Annotated in this window: 20 protein-coding genes, 1 tRNA gene and 1 pseudogene; 15 read left to right on the forward strand and 7 right to left on the reverse strand. The window is 70.9% G+C overall.

Annotation, left to right across the window (positions count from 1 at the left end; genetic code table 11):
- Positions 1-47: 47 nt before the first annotated feature.
- From IH68_RS0123940 to IH68_RS0123960, 5 genes are all read right to left on the reverse strand, one after another.
- Positions 48-1,787, reverse strand: coding sequence for a copper resistance CopC/CopD family protein (locus IH68_RS0123940; RefSeq protein ID WP_030938588.1), 1,740 nt, complete (start codon positions 1,785-1,787; stop codon positions 48-50).
- 210 nt (positions 1,788-1,997) lie between these two features.
- Entirely contained in the window at positions 1,998-2,759 is a 762-nt protein-coding gene (locus tag IH68_RS0123945; protein WP_030938589.1) for an SDR family NAD(P)-dependent oxidoreductase, read from the reverse strand.
- Positions 2,756-3,229 carry a cupin domain-containing protein gene (locus IH68_RS0123950; RefSeq protein WP_030938590.1) on the reverse strand — a complete coding sequence of 158 codons (474 nt, stop codon included), beginning with the start codon at positions 3,227-3,229 and terminating at the stop codon, positions 2,756-2,758. The genes IH68_RS0123945 and IH68_RS0123950 overlap by 4 nt, the downstream gene beginning before the upstream one ends.
- On the reverse strand, positions 3,226-3,819 hold the full coding sequence (locus tag IH68_RS0123955; protein ID WP_030938592.1) for a GNAT family N-acetyltransferase: 594 nt from the start codon (positions 3,817-3,819) through the stop codon (positions 3,226-3,228). Before IH68_RS0123955 ends, IH68_RS0123950 begins: the two co-directional genes overlap by 4 nt.
- Entirely contained in the window at positions 3,812-5,962 is a 2,151-nt protein-coding gene (locus IH68_RS0123960; RefSeq protein WP_030938594.1) for a penicillin acylase family protein, read from the reverse strand. The genes IH68_RS0123955 and IH68_RS0123960 overlap by 8 nt, the downstream gene beginning before the upstream one ends.
- Positions 5,963-6,052: 90 nt before the next feature.
- Here IH68_RS0123960 and IH68_RS0123965 point away from each other — a divergent pair, with 90 nt between their 5' ends.
- The 5 genes and pseudogenes from IH68_RS0123965 (at position 6,053) to IH68_RS0123985 (ending at position 9,229) form a co-directional block, all read left to right on the forward strand.
- Positions 6,053-6,646, forward strand: a complete 594-nt coding sequence (locus IH68_RS0123965; protein WP_030938595.1) for an HhH-GPD-type base excision DNA repair protein — start codon at positions 6,053-6,055, stop codon at positions 6,644-6,646.
- An 81-nt stretch (positions 6,647-6,727) separates the two neighbouring features.
- Positions 6,728-7,423, forward strand: a pseudogene (locus IH68_RS50095) (HdeD family acid-resistance protein).
- A gap of 80 nt (positions 7,424-7,503) precedes the next feature.
- Complete coding sequence (locus IH68_RS58240; RefSeq protein WP_234341584.1) at positions 7,504-8,001, forward strand: hypothetical protein; 498 nt, start codon at positions 7,504-7,506, stop codon at positions 7,999-8,001.
- Positions 8,002-8,183: 182 nt separating this feature from the next.
- Positions 8,184-8,480, forward strand: coding sequence for a type II toxin-antitoxin system VapB family antitoxin (locus IH68_RS0123980; protein ID WP_003999914.1), 297 nt, complete (start codon positions 8,184-8,186; stop codon positions 8,478-8,480).
- A 110-nt stretch (positions 8,481-8,590) separates the two neighbouring features.
- Complete coding sequence (locus IH68_RS0123985; protein ID WP_234341539.1) at positions 8,591-9,229, forward strand: LytR C-terminal domain-containing protein; 639 nt, start codon at positions 8,591-8,593, stop codon at positions 9,227-9,229.
- A 127-nt stretch (positions 9,230-9,356) separates the two neighbouring features.
- Here IH68_RS0123985 and upp read toward each other — a convergent pair whose 3' ends face one another.
- Positions 9,357-9,992, reverse strand: a complete 636-nt coding sequence (upp, locus tag IH68_RS0123990) for a uracil phosphoribosyltransferase (protein ID WP_030938597.1) — start codon at positions 9,990-9,992, stop codon at positions 9,357-9,359.
- 151 nt (positions 9,993-10,143) lie between these two features.
- On the opposite strand from upp, the gene IH68_RS0123995 reads away from it, so the two are divergent.
- The 9 genes from IH68_RS0123995 (at position 10,144) to IH68_RS0124035 (ending at position 15,323) form a co-directional block, all read left to right on the forward strand.
- Complete coding sequence (locus IH68_RS0123995) at positions 10,144-10,338, forward strand: hypothetical protein (protein WP_030938598.1); 195 nt, start codon at positions 10,144-10,146, stop codon at positions 10,336-10,338.
- A 240-nt stretch (positions 10,339-10,578) separates the two neighbouring features.
- Positions 10,579-11,106: a hypothetical protein gene (locus tag IH68_RS0124000; protein ID WP_030938600.1), complete on the forward strand. Its 528-nt coding sequence runs from the start codon at positions 10,579-10,581 to the stop codon at positions 11,104-11,106.
- Positions 11,107-11,165: 59 nt separating this feature from the next.
- Positions 11,166-11,591, forward strand: coding sequence for a tRNA adenosine(34) deaminase TadA (gene tadA / locus IH68_RS0124005; RefSeq protein WP_030938601.1), 426 nt, complete (start codon positions 11,166-11,168; stop codon positions 11,589-11,591).
- 73 nt (positions 11,592-11,664) lie between these two features.
- Positions 11,665-11,749 (forward strand) — tRNA-Ser (locus IH68_RS0124010).
- Positions 11,750-11,832: 83 nt separating this feature from the next.
- Complete coding sequence (locus IH68_RS57255; RefSeq protein WP_030938603.1) at positions 11,833-12,009, forward strand: hypothetical protein; 177 nt, start codon at positions 11,833-11,835, stop codon at positions 12,007-12,009.
- Positions 12,010-12,029: 20 nt separating this feature from the next.
- Positions 12,030-12,323 carry a Dabb family protein gene (locus IH68_RS0124020; protein WP_030938606.1) on the forward strand — a complete coding sequence of 98 codons (294 nt, stop codon included), beginning with the start codon at positions 12,030-12,032 and terminating at the stop codon, positions 12,321-12,323.
- A gap of 158 nt (positions 12,324-12,481) precedes the next feature.
- Positions 12,482-13,333 carry an RNA polymerase sigma factor SigF gene (locus IH68_RS0124025; protein ID WP_030938608.1) on the forward strand — a complete coding sequence of 284 codons (852 nt, stop codon included), beginning with the start codon at positions 12,482-12,484 and terminating at the stop codon, positions 13,331-13,333.
- 269 nt (positions 13,334-13,602) lie between these two features.
- Positions 13,603-14,526: an RNA polymerase sigma factor SigF gene (locus IH68_RS0124030; protein WP_030938610.1), complete on the forward strand. Its 924-nt coding sequence runs from the start codon at positions 13,603-13,605 to the stop codon at positions 14,524-14,526.
- A gap of 110 nt (positions 14,527-14,636) precedes the next feature.
- Complete coding sequence (locus IH68_RS0124035) at positions 14,637-15,323, forward strand: hypothetical protein (RefSeq protein ID WP_420719007.1); 687 nt, start codon at positions 14,637-14,639, stop codon at positions 15,321-15,323.
- Between the two features lie 9 nt (positions 15,324-15,332).
- Here the strand turns inward: IH68_RS0124035 and IH68_RS0124040 are convergent, their stop codons facing one another.
- Complete coding sequence (locus tag IH68_RS0124040) at positions 15,333-15,533, reverse strand: hypothetical protein (RefSeq protein ID WP_030938614.1); 201 nt, start codon at positions 15,531-15,533, stop codon at positions 15,333-15,335.
- Between the two features lie 195 nt (positions 15,534-15,728).
- Between IH68_RS0124040 and IH68_RS0124045 the strand changes: the two genes are divergently transcribed.
- Positions 15,729-16,229 (forward strand): MarR family winged helix-turn-helix transcriptional regulator, encoded by a 501-nt coding sequence (locus tag IH68_RS0124045; protein ID WP_030938616.1) that lies wholly within the window; start codon positions 15,729-15,731, stop codon positions 16,227-16,229.
- Positions 16,230-16,242 lie beyond the last annotated feature (13 nt).

Here is a 16,242-nt window from a genome sequence, read left to right on the forward strand (position 1 = left end):
AACGCACCTGCACGGAGATGAGAGTAAATGCCGGTTTCGCGTCGTTGCTAGCCGGAGATGCGGAATGACTTGGTCACACTGACCTGGTCGATCTCCGACGTCCTGACCGTGGCTTTCATCGTCCAGGTCCCGGCGATGGGGAGCGTGACGGAATCCGCGCCCCAATAGCCGCCCTGGTCCTTCAACTTGGCGTCGAGCGGGCCGATCCTCTGCGCGGGCAGGGTGAAGGAGAGCCGGAGCTCCGGCACGGTGACGATGCCTCCGTCGGGCCCGAACACAACAGCCTGCACGGTGTTGTCGCCGACGCGGCCCGGGTCGAGGGTGATCTGCACCTTGCCGCGCGCGGCGCCCACCTCGAACGGGATCGTCGTGACCGACGCGGCGGGCAGCCCGCCGGCCGTCGCGGGCGCCTGCGCCGCCTCCGCGGCCGCGCGGCCCGGCAGCGTGCTGCTGAGCACGGTCGTGATCACCAGCACCACGACACCGACGGCGACCTCGGCGAGCACGCTGCGACGCAGATTGCGGCGGCTCGTGCCCCCGGCGGCTGGGACCGCCGCCGGTTCGTCCGCCGCGGCCACGGGAGGCCCGCCCACGGGCTCCGGGACGCGCTCCCGTACGGCCGTCTCCGCGTCCGCCGTGACAAGCCGCGCGGTCCAGCGCCGCGACAGCCCGGCCGCCGTCAGCAGCAGCACCACGGCGGCCACCTTGACGAGGAGCAGGCGCCCGTACGTCGTCCCGGTGAGCGCGCTCCAGGAGCCCAGGCCGCGCCAGGACTGGTAGACGCCGGTGACGACCAGGACGGTCACGGAGGCGAAGGCCAGCCGGGAGAAGCGGGCCACGACGGCCGGGGGCAGTTCGGTGCGGTGGAGCAGGATCAGCAGCGCCGTGAGGCCGCCCAGCCAGACCGCCATGGCCAGCAGGTGCAGCACGGCGGACGCCATCGCCAGGGGAACCTGGATGCCCGCCGAGGCATGCTCGGAGGCGGCCCAGGTGAGCGCGAGGGCCACACCGAGGGCGCCACCGGCGGCGAGCAGCGGCCGCGGCCATGCCTCGCGTTTGCGGAGTCGTACGGCGAACACGGCGCCGATCAGCAGCAGGGCGAGCCGGGCCAGCAGGGCCAGGCCGGGGCGGCCCGTGAGGGTGCGGGTGAAGGCGGAGGCGTCGAGGGCGGTCGCGGGGCCCGTGCCGGTCTCGTACGGGGCGCGCAGGGCCAGCAGCGCCAGGGTGGTCCCCAGCAGCGTCCACCAGCCCACGACCAGGGGTTTCCGCAGCGGGCCGCGGTCGGCCGGGCGGCACAGGGCGACGAAGGCGGCGGTGCCGATGAGCAGCGCCGCCGCCAGGTAGGCGAGGTACCGGGCGACGTTGTAGAGACTCTCGGTCGCGGGGTTCTCGACCGGTCCGGTGTCCACCGTGGCGACCGTCGCGGAGGCTTTGCCGACGGAGAAGGTGAACGCGCCGCCCACCGGGTGGCTGTCCGCCGAGACGACCCTCCAGGCCACGACGTACGTGCCCTTCGCGAGCTTCGCGGGCAGGGCCACGCTCGCCGTGTCGGAGCGGCCCTCGGCGTGCTGGGCCTCGCCGATGTCCACACGCCGGTTGTCCGGGTCCAGGACACGGAAGGAGTCGTCGAGCAGACCGACGGACTCGGTGAACGTCAGGGTGACGGAGCGGGGTGCCGACCTGAGGACGGTTCCGTCCTCCGGGTCGGTGGACTTGAGCGCCGCGTGCGCCGACGCGGGCCCCGCACCGCCGAGGACGAGCAGGACCAGCACGGCACCCAGCAGCACCAGCCCCTGAACCCCCCGGTACCCGCGGAGCCCTCGTCGCCGCTGCCGCCCCCTGCCCTCACCGTCACACCCCACGCCACCCTCCGTCCCGGCCCTTACCGCCTTCCGGATAGGTACGCACACGACCCGCCAACCACTCACCAGGCCACCCCGGCCGCCGAAGCCCACTCCTGCCGCCCCCAACAGCACCACACGCAAGCCACCGACACCTCACCACGCCGGCCGGGCCGACACCCCTCCATCCACCACCAGGTCGTGTCCCGACACCCAGGACGCCAGCCGTGAGGCCAGGAACACGCAGGCGTCGCCCACGTCCTCCGGTTGTCCCAGTCGGCCGAGTGGCGCCGTCGTCCGCCACCGCCGGACCCCCTCTGGCCAGGCCTCCGCCAGGCCCTCCCGGTCGATCAGTCCGGGTGAGACGGTGTTGACGCGGATGCCGTACGGGCCGTACTCCAGGGCCGCCGACCGCGCATGCATCACGACGGCTGCCTTGGCGGCGCTGTAGTGGGCGTGCAGCGGCGCCGGGTGGTGTGCCTCGATCGACGCGATGTGGGTCACGGAACCTCCGCCACCGCGCTCCCGCATGGCCTCCGCCGCGGCCTGCGTGCACGCGAAGACGCTCGACACGTTGGTGTCCACGACAGCCCGCCACTCGGCCGCCGTCATCCCGGGCAGCTCCCGGGTCGGCTGCACGCCCGCGTTGTTGACCAGCGCGGTCAGCCCACCGCCCCACTCGACCGCCTCACCGACCACCCGCCGGCACGCGTCCTCGTCGGTGAGGTCGCCCTGCAGTACGACGGCCCGCCGGCCGAGCTCCTCGATCCGTGCGGCCACTCCCCGCGCCGCCTCTACATCCGTATGGCACTGGACGGCGACCGCCGCGCCCTCCTCGGCGAAGCGCAGCGCGATGCCCCGGCCGATACCACCGCTCGCGCCCGTGACCAGGGCGACCTGTCCTTCCAGCAGCTTCATGGACGGCACAGTTGCGCAATCCGGTCGGCCTCGGCCGGATACCGCGCCGTGAGCTCGCCCGCGTCCCCGTGCTCGTAGCCCTCGTAGGTGAACCCGGGCGCCATCGTGCACCCGAAGAACGTCCACGCCCCGCCCGCGACGACCCGCCCGCCCATCCAGGTGCCGGCCGGCACGGTCGTCTGGGGCTGCTGGCCGCCCAGTACGTCCGGTCCGAGCACCACCGTCCTGGACGTCCCGTCCGGGGCGAGGAGCAGCAGCTCCAGCGGGTCGCCGAGGTAGAAGTGCCAGATCTCGTCGGTGGGCAGGCGGTGCAGGGCCGAGTGGTCGTCCGCCGTCAGCAGGGCGACGATCGCGGTGCCCTCCGGCCGCCCGTCGGCGCGCTCGGGGCCCGCCCAGGTCTGGCGGAACAGTCCGCCCTCGCGCGGGATCGGTTCCAGTCCGTAGTGCGCGACGAGGTCCTCAGGAGTCATTCGGGGAAGGCTACCTCCCGGCGCAGAAAGGCCAGTTGAGCCTTCTTCTCGGGCAGGTACACGTCCGGGATGTCGATCTCGGGCAGCACGACCACCGGCCCGGCCTCGAACCCCTGCCGCAGGAAACGAGCGATCGCCTTCTCGTTCCGCACATCGGGATCGACGACGATCCGGCGCCGGTCCAGGCCTTTCAGCACGTACGACGCGATGACCCCGAACAGCACCGCCGACCAGCCGGGCCGCGCACCGTCCGGGCCGGCGGGCGCGAGCAGGACATGGATGCCGAGGTCGCCGCCCTGCACCTCGTAACACTCACTCACACGGTCGGCCTCCGGCTCGTACGTCTGGAGCAGTGCGGCCGGCGTGCCGTCCTTGAGCAGCAGGAAGGCATGATGGGTGGCGAGGGTGTCCATGTGGGCGTAGATCCCGGCCACTTGGTCCCGGCCGAGGCCGTTCATGCCCCAGAAGACTGCACGCTCCTCGGCGGCCCAGCGGTGGACGACCTCCGCGTCTGCGTGCGGGTCGAGGGGACGGATACGGACGGTGCCGAAACCGTCGACGCTCTGCTCGTGGACGTACACGTCAGTCATCGGTTTCCTTCTGCAGGCGGGTGAAGTCGGTGACGACCGGGAGCAGTTCCCCCCTGAGCCACAAGGGAAGTTGGTCGTCGTGGTGGGGCGAGCCCGGGACACCGGACGCGCCGAAGGGGACGACCCACAGGCTGTCCTCGCGCCGGGCCAGATCCCACACGTAGCGGGCGGCGGGCCCGCGCGCGGCCAGATCCGTCACCCCCGGCACGGCGGAGGTGCACAGCACGCAGTCGTGGTCGCCGGACAGACCCGGCCCGTCGTACGGCGTCCCGGTGAGCGCCCGCCAGGGAGCGAGCCGGTGAGTGTCACCCCAGGTGCCGGCGGGCGGCTCGGCGGCCACCTCCTCCACGGCCGCCCGCACTGCGTCCGCCCGGTCGACGCCGTGCAACTCCGCGGCGCGCAGCAGGTGTTCGAGGGCGAAGCCGACGCGCGGGAGCAGGGCGAGCCAGGGGAGGAAGACCTCGGGGCAGTCGGGCGGAGCGGAGAGCGCGGCGAAGGAAGGGTGTGCCGCGAGTTGCCTTACGACCGCGCCGCGCACCGCCGCGTAGACGGCCGCGTCGGTGCTGCTCGCATCCATGCGGCGGTCCCAGCGCAGAAGGCGGTCGCGGAGGGCGGCGGCCTCGGGGGAGAGGTCTTCGAGGGCGGCCAGATGCTCCAGCAGGGGTGCGGCAGAGGCGAGATGGGTGTCCGTGTGGATCGCCGGCATGTCGCCGGCCGACCACTGCTCCTTCTCCGACAGGAGCGCGGCGATCCGCTCGGCGCGGTGGGGCGGGGCGAACTCGACGCCGAGCGGGGTCGCGAGGCCGCGCTGGTTGGCCATCACGGCGACGGAGCCGGTGAGTTCGGCGGCCCTCGGCATCTCGTGCCAGCCTTGCCACTCATGACCGGGCTCCCAGGCCGGGACCAGCCGAAGCCGATTGGCCTCGGCACGCACCGGCACCCGCCCCGCGACGCGGTGCAGCAGACCACCTTCGGTGTCGGCGGCCTGAACGACGTTGACGGGCTCGGCCCACAGATCAACAGCACGATCCACGTCGGCGACCCGCCGGGCCCGCAGGAGAGGCAGAAGGGCACTGAAGCCAAGATCACCGGTGACACGGGGCGGATAACGAAGGGCAAGCCCTTCAGTCCGTCCGGCGTTTGAGGACGAGGCCCCTTCAGGGCCGAACGTGGGCCTGCGGGCGGAGCCCCCAGGGACGGGAAGGGACGGGGCGGCGGGGGCGAAGAAAATCCCCCCGGCGATCACCGGCCCCCGCTCGGTCTCGATCACCTCGGCCTCGACCGCCTCCTCCCCCGCGACCTCCACGGTCTCTGTGTGCCGGGACACCCGCCGCCACACCCCGTCCGGCCCGAGGGCCTCCACCCCCGCCGCCGCACCCCGCAGCCGCTCCCGGTACAGGTCCTGGTAGTCGGCCATGGCGTTGGTGATCGCCCAGGCGACCGTGCCGGTGTGGCCGAAGTGGGCGATGCCGGGAACACCCGGCACGGCGAGACCGACCACGTCGAAGTCCGGGCAGGAGAGGTGGATCTGCTGGTAGACGCCGGGGTCCTCGATGAACCGGTGCGGGTCGCCCGCGATCACGGCGTGACCGGTCGTGGTCCGCGCCCCGCCGACCAGCCAGCCGTTGCTGCCGGAGCTGCCGGGCCCGTCGGCGGCGAACAGGCCGACGGCCTCCTCGCCCAGGTGCGCCGCGGCCTCCTCGCGCCACAGCTTGGCCGGGAACCCGGCGAACAGGATGTGCGTGGCGAGCCAGATACCGAGCGGGGTCCAGGGCTCCCAGCGCCCCGGGGCGAGACCGACGACGTCGAACTCGGGGGCCGTAGGACCGCTGTCCAGTCCGTCGTTGACCCCGTCGACGTACGCGCGTACCCAGTCCGCCGTCTCGGGGTCCCGTTCCTCCAGGGCCGCCCAGCAGCTCCGTGCGGTGTCGTCGAGGCGGGCCCGCCGGGCGAACAGGTCCCAGGGCAGCGCCTCGGGGCCGAGGAAGGACGCCGAGGTGCCCTGCGCACGGTGCCGCCCGTCCTCCAGCTGCCATGCGCGGTCGCGGGCGGTGACCAGGCCCTGCGCGCGGGCGAGTTCGCGGGCGCTGCCGGCACGCAGGTGCGGGATGCCCCACGCGTCACGGTAGATCTCGGTCGTCACGCTGCAACCCCCTGCATCGTTAGGCAAGCCTTGCCTTAGTAATTCGTGCTGGAATCGTACGCGAGGCGTGAAAGAGGGATGATCGGGGTCATGGACGTCACCCTGCACCTCGCCCAGGACCCCAAGGCCGACGAGCTCCTCGGACGCTCGCCGCTCGCCGCCCTCGTCGGGATGCTCCTGGACCAGCAGGTCCCGATGGAATGGGCGTTCAAGGGGCCCCGGACGATCGCGGACCGGCTCGGCGCCGACGACCTGGACGCGCACGAGATCGCCGTGATGGATCCGGACGCCTTCGCCGCGCTCCTGTCCGAGAAGCCGGCCGTGCACCGCTACCCGGGGTCCATGGCCAAGCGCGTCCAGCAGCTGTGCCAGTACCTCGTCGAGCACTACGACGGCAACGCCGAGCTCGTCTGGAAGGACGTGGCCGACGGCCGTGAGCTCCTGAAGCGCCTGCAGGAGCTGCCCGGCTTCGGCAAGCAGAAGGCGCAGATCTTCCTCGCACTGCTGGGCAAGCAGCTCGACGTACGGCCCAAGGGCTGGCGGGAGGCCGCGGGCGGATACGGCGAGGCGAACTGCCACCGTTCCGTCGCCGACATCGAGGGACCCGAGTCGCTGGCCAAGGTCCGGGCGCACAAGCAGGAGATGAAGGCGGCCGCGAAGGCCGCGAAGGCCGCCGGGAAGTAGCGGAAGGCAGTCGGGGGACGGCCGTCAGCCGACCGGCTCCCACGGGTGGCGCGGCGCCCGCCACGGGTCCAAGCATGGAACATGACCGAGCCATCGAACGGCTCCGCCGCGGGCCCGCAGTACGACGACCGCAAGGTGCACGCCGCCGGACGCGCGACCGGCCCGCATGAGCCGGAGCCCCCCCCTTCGAAGGCCCCCTGCACGCCCTCTCCCGCGCCGCCTGGCAGGTCGTCCTGCTCACCGGCGTCGCCTCCCTGGTCCTCGGCGTCCTGGTCCTGGTCTGGCCCGGCGCCTCCCTGCTCGCGGCCGGCGTCCTCTTCGGCGTCTACCTCCTGATCAGCGGCATCTTCCAGCTGGTCGCCGCCTTCGGCACACTCCCCCACGCTCGAACAACCTCGCGCGGGGGGGGACCCCCATGACGACGGCGCTGGCGTCCTCGCCTTCATCAGCGGCTCCCTGTCGATCCTGCTGGGCCTGTTCTGTCTGCGCGGCCCAATGCGGTCGATCCTGCTGCTGGCCCTGTGGATCGGCATCGGCTGGCTCATCCGCGGAATCACCCAGACCCTGGCCGCCGCCTCCGACAGCACCATGCCGGCCCGCGGCTGGCAGGTCTTCCTCGGGATCGTCACCTTCCTCGGCGGAATCGTGCTGATCGACTCGCCGTTCGAATCGGTCGCCGTCCTCACCCTGGTCGGCGGCATCTGGCTGGTCGCGGTCGGCGTGGTCGAGATCGTCACCGCGATCCGCATCCGGGGCCGGGTGCCACGCACCCTTTGAGCCGCACCGGGTCCCCCGAACGGGCGGTTCTCGGCCCCGATCTGCTGAACGCGGGACAAACCGTGGGCAAATGACCTCCTGTGAGCACCGTACGAAGCCTGTCCCGCGGCCACGCCTGGCTGCGGACGCTCGTTCTGCTGCTCGCCCTACTGGTACCGGGCGCCCACGCAGAGGTGTACGCGGCACCGTCCGCCGCCACGGAGATCGTCGAGTACGACGCCCTGGACGCGGCCCTGCGGCCGGCGGCCGACGCCCTGCACCGCACCGTCGTGGCCCTGCGCCCCGCCCCCCCCTGCAGGACCCGCCCCTCGACACCCCGGCGGACCGCCCCCTCCCCGCCCCGCCCCGGCCGCCGCACGCCCTGCAGACGCTGCGCTCCGTGGTCCTGCGCTGCTGACAGACCCCGGCCCCCCGGAAAACGTCAGTCACCACGCAAGGAACCAAGGAACACAGCCATGCCCACCGACCCGTACGCGGTCCTGCGCGCCCTGCTGCGCGCGGAAGCCGCACGCAACGCACCGAAACAGAATCTGAAGAAGCCGGAACCCGAGCAGCCCCGGAAGGAACGGGACCGCTGAATCCGCCGGCGGAGGCGGGCATTCCCCGTGGACCCACCGCCTCCGCCGGGCCGGCGCCCTCCGTCCACAGCCTGTGTGTAACACCCGTACGGATTGTTTGCCCCGGTTTGCAACTTCTTTTCGGCCTCCGCACTGCGTCGCCATGGCTGCGCCCGGAAGGTCTTGACCGGTAGGCTTTCCGTGTGATCTTCAAGCGCATCGGAAACGGCCGGCCGTACCCCGACCACGGCCGGGAAAGCACCCGGCAGTGGGCGGACGTCGCGCCGCGCCCGGTCCGCCTCGATCAGCTCGTCACCACCAAGGGACAGCTCGACCTGGAGACCCTCCTGGCCGAGGACTCGACCTTCTACGGCGACCTGTTCGCACACGTCGTCAAGTGGCAGGGCGACCTGTATCTCGAGGACGGCCTCCACCGCGCGGTGCGGGCCGCGCTGCAGCAGCGCCAGGTGCTGCACGCGCGCGTGCTCGAACTCGACTGACACGAGCCCGGCAGGCCTGCCGGTAACGGCTTGGCCCTTTCGGGTTCACCTGTGCGGCCTCGAATGATCATCTAGTAGGCATCGCCGCCCGGGCGCACTACGCTGCGCTCATGAGCATGCTGACCCCCCCGGGCATGGGCGGCAAGTACCGGATCACGGGGGACAAATACCCACGGATGCGCAGGCGCCGGCGCGGCAGGCTCGGGGTCGCCCTGGTGGCCTCCGTCGCCGCGCTCGGCCTGGTCGGCTGGGGCACGCTGCAGCTCATCGACCTCTTCACCGGTGGCGGCGAGAAGGCTTCGGCGGCCGGCCCCAAGGCGGACTGCGCGACCAAGGTGAGCCCGTCGGCCGACACGAAGAGGCCGGCCCTCCCCAAGCCCGGCACGATCACGGTCAACGTCTACAACGCCACGCCCCGCAGCGGTCTGGCCAAGAGCACGGCGGACGAGCTGAAGAAGCGCGGCTTCAAGATCGGCGATGTGGGCAACGCGTCCAAGGAGTTCGACAAGAAGGTCAAGGGCACCGGCATACTGCTCGGCCCGCCTTCCGCCCTGAACAGTTCACTTCCGGTGCTCGCCACGCAGCTCGCCGGCGCGGAGAAGCGAGCGGACGCCCGCAAGGGCACGGACGTCGACCTGATCCTCGGCACGGCCTTCAAGGACCTCACGAGCAAGGCCGACGCCGACAAAGCGCTGGGCGTATTGGCCAATCCCAGCCCGGCGCCCGCTTCGTCAAAGAAGAGCTGCTGAACCGCCGGTAAGGGGCGCGGGGCTGTGTCGATATGCGGCTCCGCCGCGTGGGCGCGACAAGCCACAACGGAACCGCAGCCGCAAGAAATCCGCACCCCTACGGCGAATAGGCGCTCTGCAGGCCCCCCTACTCAGCCGCCCCGTAGAGGCGATCCCCCGCGTCCCCGAGCCCCGGCACGATGTACCCGTGCTCGTTGAGCCGCTCGTCGACGGCCGCCGTCACCACCGTCACCGGCGTACCCGCCAGCTCGCGTTCCATGAGCTCGACCCCCTCGGGGGCCGCAAGAAGCACCACCGCGGTCACATCATCCGCACCGCGCTTGATCAGCTCCTGGATCGCTGCGACCAGCGTGCCACCCGTGGCCAGCATCGGGTCCAGGACGTACACCTGCCGCCCGGAGAGGTCCTCGGGCATGCGGGAGGCGTACGTGGACGCCTGCAGCGTCTCCTCGTTGCGGATCATGCCGAGGAAGCCCACCTCGGCGGTGGGCAGCAGCCGGACCATGCCGTCGAGCATGCCGAGGCCTGCCCGCAGGATCGGCACCACCAGGGGGCGCGGGCGGGCGAGCTTGACGCCGGTGGTCGAGGAGACCGGCGTCGTGATGTCGACCTGTTCGGTGCGCACGTCACGCGTGGCCTCGTAGGCGAGCAGGGTGACCAGCTCGTCGGCGAGACGGCGGAAGGTCGCGGAGTCGGTGCGCTGGTCGCGCAGCGTGGTGAGCTTGTGGGCGACCAGGGGGTGGTCGACGACGTGGAGACGCATGCCCTAACAGTAACCGCGCCTCCGTGAGGCCCACCCGTCTCCCACCACCGCCCTGCTCGAGAGGGCTTCGCCCTCGCCCCTTGGATCCAAGCTGGCATCAAACCGCCCATCAGAGGGAAAGTGGGAGGACGTACCGGGGGGTGGTGTGCCTATGCCTGACCTGCCTGAGCGTGAAACCCGCCAGGACTCGCCGTCGGCCGAGACCGACGCCGAGCGCCGGCGCCGCAGGGCCCAGTTCCTGCGTGACCTCGCCGAAGCCCGTGAGCTGCGGGACCGTGTGCAGCCCCGGCGCGCCAAGACCGCACGGCTGCGCCACGCCATGCGCATGCGCACCTTCCGCTGGTAGCCGCGGTCCGACGCGGGACGCGCCTGAGGGCAACCCGTTGCGTGCACACGCCGATCGCCGCGTACGATCCCGCTCGTGGCCGATCAAAGACGGCAGACACAGGGTGTCGAAGACGTCCCCTGAACGCCTTGTTTCTGCCACGATTCCGAGTGGGTGGGGCTCGGAGCACAGCTCTCCCCGCCCTGAGCCCCGCCGGGGGGACCTCCAACCGGCACGCCTAAGACCAGTGGGAGAGTCACGGTGTACTTCGCCGCACTGCTCGCGCGCACCGAAGACGGGTGGGAAGCGAGCGACACAGAGCTCGACGATGTGGAAACCCTGTCGGATCTGGCCGATCTCGCCCGGGAAGCCTCGACCGAGGACGACACGGTGCTCATCCTGATCGAACAGGAAGAAACCTGGTTCGGCGTCGTCCGCGTCGACGGCGAGGACGACCCTCGTATCTACGTCTCGGACGCCGCAGCCGCCGCCCGCAGCAGCTACGGCGAGATCCTGCTCACCGACGAACTGCTCGGAAGGGAGCCCGGCGACGACGACGCCGACCTGGACTCCCTCGACCTCGACGGCACCGAGGACGGTGAGGACGAGGAGGACGGCGACGAGGACACGCCGTCCGCCGAGTCCGTGCCGCACAGCCCCGTCGGCGACCCCGAGATCCTCGACGACCTCGGTGTCAGCGCCAAGGAGCTGCGCACCCTGGACGAGGACGCCCTGAACACGATCGCCGAGGCCCTGGGCGCCTCGGAGGTCCTGGAGACCGTCCGCTGACCGCTGCAGCGCCCACAGGAGGCACCCCCGACCCGGTCCGCGACCGCTGGCGGGCCGCGATGCGGCTCGCCCTGGACGAGGCCGGGCGGGCCGGCGCCGACGTGCCCGTGGGCGCCGTCGTGCTGGCCTCGGACGGTACGACCGTGCTCGGGGCCGGACACAACGAGCGCGAGGCCACCGGCGATCCGACGGCGCACGCCGAGGTCCTCGCCATCCGCCGGGCGGCGGCCGACCTCGGGGAGTGGCGGCTGTCCGGCTGCACCCTGGTCGTCACGCTGGAGCCCTGCACGATGTGCGCGGGCGCGCTCGTGCAGTCCCGCGTGGACCGTGTCGTCTACGGCGCCCGCGACGAGAAGGCCGGCGCGGCCGGCTCGCTGTGGGACGTCGTACGCGACCGGAGGCTCAACCACCGCCCCGAGGTGATCGAGGGCGTACTCGCCGAGGACTGCGCCCGAATCCTCACCGAATTCTTCCGCTCCCACTGAAGACCGGACCCTGAACACCGACCCCCGAATACCGATTTCAGAGCACTGCCCGGCGTGCTGTAAGGTCTCCCTCGGTAGCGTGTCCGAGCGGCCGAAGGAGCTCGCCTCGAAAGCGAGTGTGGCGCAAGTCACCGAGGGTTCAAATCCCTCCGCTACCGCTTTGGGAAGGGCCCCGTCGAGAGACGGGGCCCTTCGTGCGATCATGTGCGGTCGTTGGGCAACAGTGACTGGGGAGGCCGCAATGGCGGTGAATGCCAAGAAGATCGCCGTCTATGTGCTCGTGGTCTTCGCGCTGTACATCATCATCACGGACCCGGCCAAGGCGGCCGACTACGTCCAGATAGGGTTCGAGGGCATATCGGACGCCGCCAAGGCCATAGGCGACTTCTTCACCTGGCTCGCCAACGGCGCCCACTAGGCCCGCAGCTAGGAGCGCACATGATCCGCCATCTCGTCCTGTTCAAGCTCGACGAGGGCGTCGAGCGCGACGACCCGCGCGTCCTGGAGGGCGTCGACGCCTTCCGGTCGCTGGACGGGAAGATCCCCGAGATCCGCTTCTGGGAGCTGGGCTGGAACCTCAGCGATCGCCCCATCGCGTACGACTTCGCCATCAACTCCGGCTTCGACGACGCGGCCGCGCTGCGGCGCTACGTCGAGCACCCGGAGCACCAGGCGGGCGTGACGCTGTGGAAGGAGTTCTCCACCTGGGTGATCGCCGACTACGAATACTGAGCCGGACCCCGCTGGGCCCTGCGCCGTTCCGGCGCAGGGCCTTTGCGCGTCTTATGCCCCAACTTGCCCTCAACACGGCGTAATGCGGTGCTTGCACACAGTGCACATCTCTTGTGATGCTATGACCGCTTTTGCCGAATACGTTGATCGATTGCGAGGTGGAGTTGACCGTGCCGGCCAGTACTGCGCCTCAAGCACCGCCCCTGGAGGCCCCTGAGGCCCCGCCGGAGGCCGCACCGCCGCGCAGCCGCGGCGCCGACACCCGGGCCCTCACCCAGGTGCTCTTCGGCGAACTCAAGGAGCTCGGGCCGGGCACGCCGGAACACAACCGGGTGCGCGGGGCGCTCATCGAGGCCAACCTCCCGCTCGTGCGCTACGCGGCCGCCCGCTTCCGCTCCCGCAACGAGCCGATGGAGGACGTGATCCAGGTCGGCACCATCGGGCTCATCAACGCGATCGACCGTTTCGACCCGGACCGGGGCGTGCAGTTCCCGACCTTCGCGATGCCGACCGTCGTCGGCGAGATCAAGCGGTACTTCCGGGACAACGTCCGCACGGTCCATGTCCCGCGCCGCCTGCACGAGCTGTGGGTGCAGGTCAACGGCGCGACCGAGGACCTGACGACCGCCTTCGGGCGCACCCCGACGACCTCCGAGATCGCCGAACGGCTGCGCATCACCGAGGAGGAGGTGCTCTCCTGCATCGAGGCCGGCCGCTCGTACCACGCGACCTCCCTGGAGGCCGCCCAGGAGGGCGACGGACTGCCGGGGCTCCTCGACCGGCTCGGCTACGAGGACCCGGCCCTGGACGGCGTCGAGCACCGCGACCTCGTCCGCCATCTCCTCGTACAACTGCCGGAACGGGAACAGAGAATCCTTCTTCTGCGCTACTACAGCAACCTCACCCAGTCGCAGATCAGTGCGGAACTCGGCGTCTCCCAGATGCATGTCTCACGGCTACTCGCGCGTAGCTTCCAGCGACTGCGGTCCGCTAATCGGATCGAGGCGTAACCGCAAGCATGATCGAGGCGTCACCGGCACGAGCGAATCGCTCACCAGCGCCGTTCCCGACAGTTCTGCGCTGAAAAAGCATCAGACCCCCTCTTTCCAGGGCCTATTCGCGTCTCGCATGTCGACATGTCACTACAGCGTGTTGCCGACATGTGACATTCTTCCCCAAGCGCGTTTGCCGTGGCTTCGGCTCCGGTATTCAGGTGAAGGCTGAACTCCTCACCAGGGGAGCCTCGGCCACGACCGTCCCGCGACCCAGAGGGGGTGGCATGTCCGCAGATCAGGGCAGCTCGAAGGTGCTCACGCTCACGAAGAGCGAGTCCGCGCCCGCCGACGCCGTGCTCGGCTCCATCGATGAGGTGGCAGCCGTCGACACCGCACCGGCCCCGGCCCCTACGGCCGCTGACATCCCGGCCCCTCCGGCCTCGGATGCCATCGACACCCGCACCCTGTCCCGCTCCCTTTTCCTGCGGCTCGCCGCACTCGACGAGAACAGCCCCGAGCGTGCGTACGTCCGGGACACCCTCATCGAACTCAACCTCCCGCTGGTGCGCTACGCGGCGGCCCGCTTCCGCTCGCGCAACGAGCCGATGGAGGACATCGTCCAGGTCGGCACCATCGGCCTGATCAAGGCGATCGACCGCTTCGACTGCGAACGCGGCGTGGAGTTCCCGACGTTCGCGATGCCGACGGTCGTGGGCGAGATCAAGCGGTTCTTCCGCGACACCTCGTGGTCGGTGCGCGTCCCGCGCCGGCTGCAGGAGCTGCGCCTGGCCCTCACCAAGGCCAGCGACGAGCTCTCCCAGAAGCTGGACCGCTCCCCGACCGTCCCCGAACTCGCCGCCGTGCTCGGCGTCTCCGAGGAGGACGTGGTCGACGGCCTCGCGGTCGGCAACGCGTACACGGCCTCCTCGCTCGACTCCCCGGCGCCCGAGGACGACGGCGGCGAGGGCTCCCTCGCGGACCGCCTCGGCTACGAGGACACCGCGCTGGAGGGCGTCGAGTACCGCGAGTCCCTCAAGCCCCTGCTGGCCAAACTCCCGCCCCGCGAGCGGCAGATCATCATGCTCCGCTTCTTCGCCAACATGACCCAGTCGCAGATCGGCGAGGAGGTCGGCATCTCCCAGATGCACGTCTCCCGGCTGCTGACGCGGACACTGGCGCAGCTGCGGGAGGGGCTCATCTCCGACTGATCCTCCTCAGGAGTCACCTGAGGGTTCCTATTTGACGGAGCGTCAGCCACCATGGCGCGATGCTGCGTGGGATTCCTGGGACGACATGGACACATGGCCGTCGAGGCGCCGTGATCGGCGCGTCGGCGGCCGTCGTCTGTCTGGGCGCCGCACTGGCCGCGTGCGGGGGCGGCAGCCGGGGTGAGGGGTACGTGGCAACCGGGGTGGCCGGCGGTGCGCCCCAGGCCTCCGCCACGGCAGCGGCTCCGACCGGCGGTGTGACGCTGGTGCCGCTGGACGGCGGCTCGGAGAAGCGCGGCTCCTCTGCACCGGGCAGCAGTTCGGGCAACGTACCGGAGACAGCCGTACCGACATCGCCCGATCCGGCGCCGTCCACCGGCGGAACCAAGTCCGGTCGTACGACACCGGATTCGCCGTCACCGACGGCGACTCGCAGCCGCACGGCACCCGCCGGACCCGCCGCGCTCACCTGGAGCGACCCGGTTCGTGAAGCCACCGACAAGCGGTGGTGCGAAGACGTCACGCTGGACTTCTTCAACTCCGGGGGGACGGCGGTGCGTTCCGGTGAGGTGACCTTCGGGACGCACGTCATCGGGGCGCTCGGCATCGACTGGGGGACGGTCGAGTCGACCGCCGGGCTTCCCGTGCCGATCGGGGCCGGAGCGCGGAAGGACAAGACCTGGACGGTGTGCGTCGCCGCGATGGGGGTCCCCCCGCTCGAGCGAAGCCGAGAGTGGGGGAGCGTGCCGCTGGGCATGCACATCGAGACGCGGGACGTCACCGTCCAGTGGAAGTAGCGGTACGCCCTACTTGAGTGCCAGCCAGGCGACGGCCGCCACGACGGCCACGGCCACGACGATGCCGACGATCAGGCCGATGCGCGGACCGGCCGACGCGGGCGCCTGCTGCTGACGGCGGCCCTGCGGGCCCTCGTCGACGAACGCGCGGAACATCTGGGTGCTGCCTGCGGGGTCGTGGTTGCCCTGGGGGCCCTGGGGGTTAGCCATAGCCCGAGACCCTAGCGAATCAGTGGTTGTGGCCCAAGTGGGGGGCGGTTCACAGCCGCAACCATCCTCACCTGCATGTTTACACCCGCAATACTTGCCTTTGCCAAGTTTTTGTCTCGCATCCGGACCATTTTGTTTGCCTGCAGCAACCAACAACTTCTATGGTTGCCCCAAGCAACGAATGCGGGAGGTGTGATGGCCGAGCGGGCGCAGTACGAGGAGCTGATCCGTCAGTTCAGCGCCTTCGGTGCCGTGAAGCGGGAGCTGGGGCGGATCATGCCGTCCGACTGCCCGGCCGGCAGCGCCGCCGTGCTGACCCTGCTGGGACGCCACGGCGACATGCGCATGAGCAGGCTCGCCGAGCTGCTGTCCGTGGACATGTCGGTCACCAGCCGCCATGTCGCGCACCTCGCCGAGCGCGGCTGGATCGACCGGTCCCCCGACCCGGCGGACAAGCGGTCCCGGATCCTGCACCTCACACCCACGGGCCTGGCCCAGCTGGAGACGCTGTCCGAGCGGACCACACAGCTGCTGGCCGAGCGGCTCGCCGACTGGAGCGACGAGGAGGTCGCCCAGCTCAGCCGTCTCATGGAACGCCTGCGGGCCAGCTTCGACGACTGCCGAGCCCTGCCGCCCCGGCTCCCGCCCCCCGCACACGAACTCGAACCGACCACCCGTACACCCGCAAGCACTTAAGAGAAGGAAGCCC

It is taken from the genome of Streptomyces sp. NRRL S-646 (assembly GCF_000720765.1).
GTDB lineage: Bacteria > Actinomycetota > Actinomycetes > Streptomycetales > Streptomycetaceae > Streptomyces.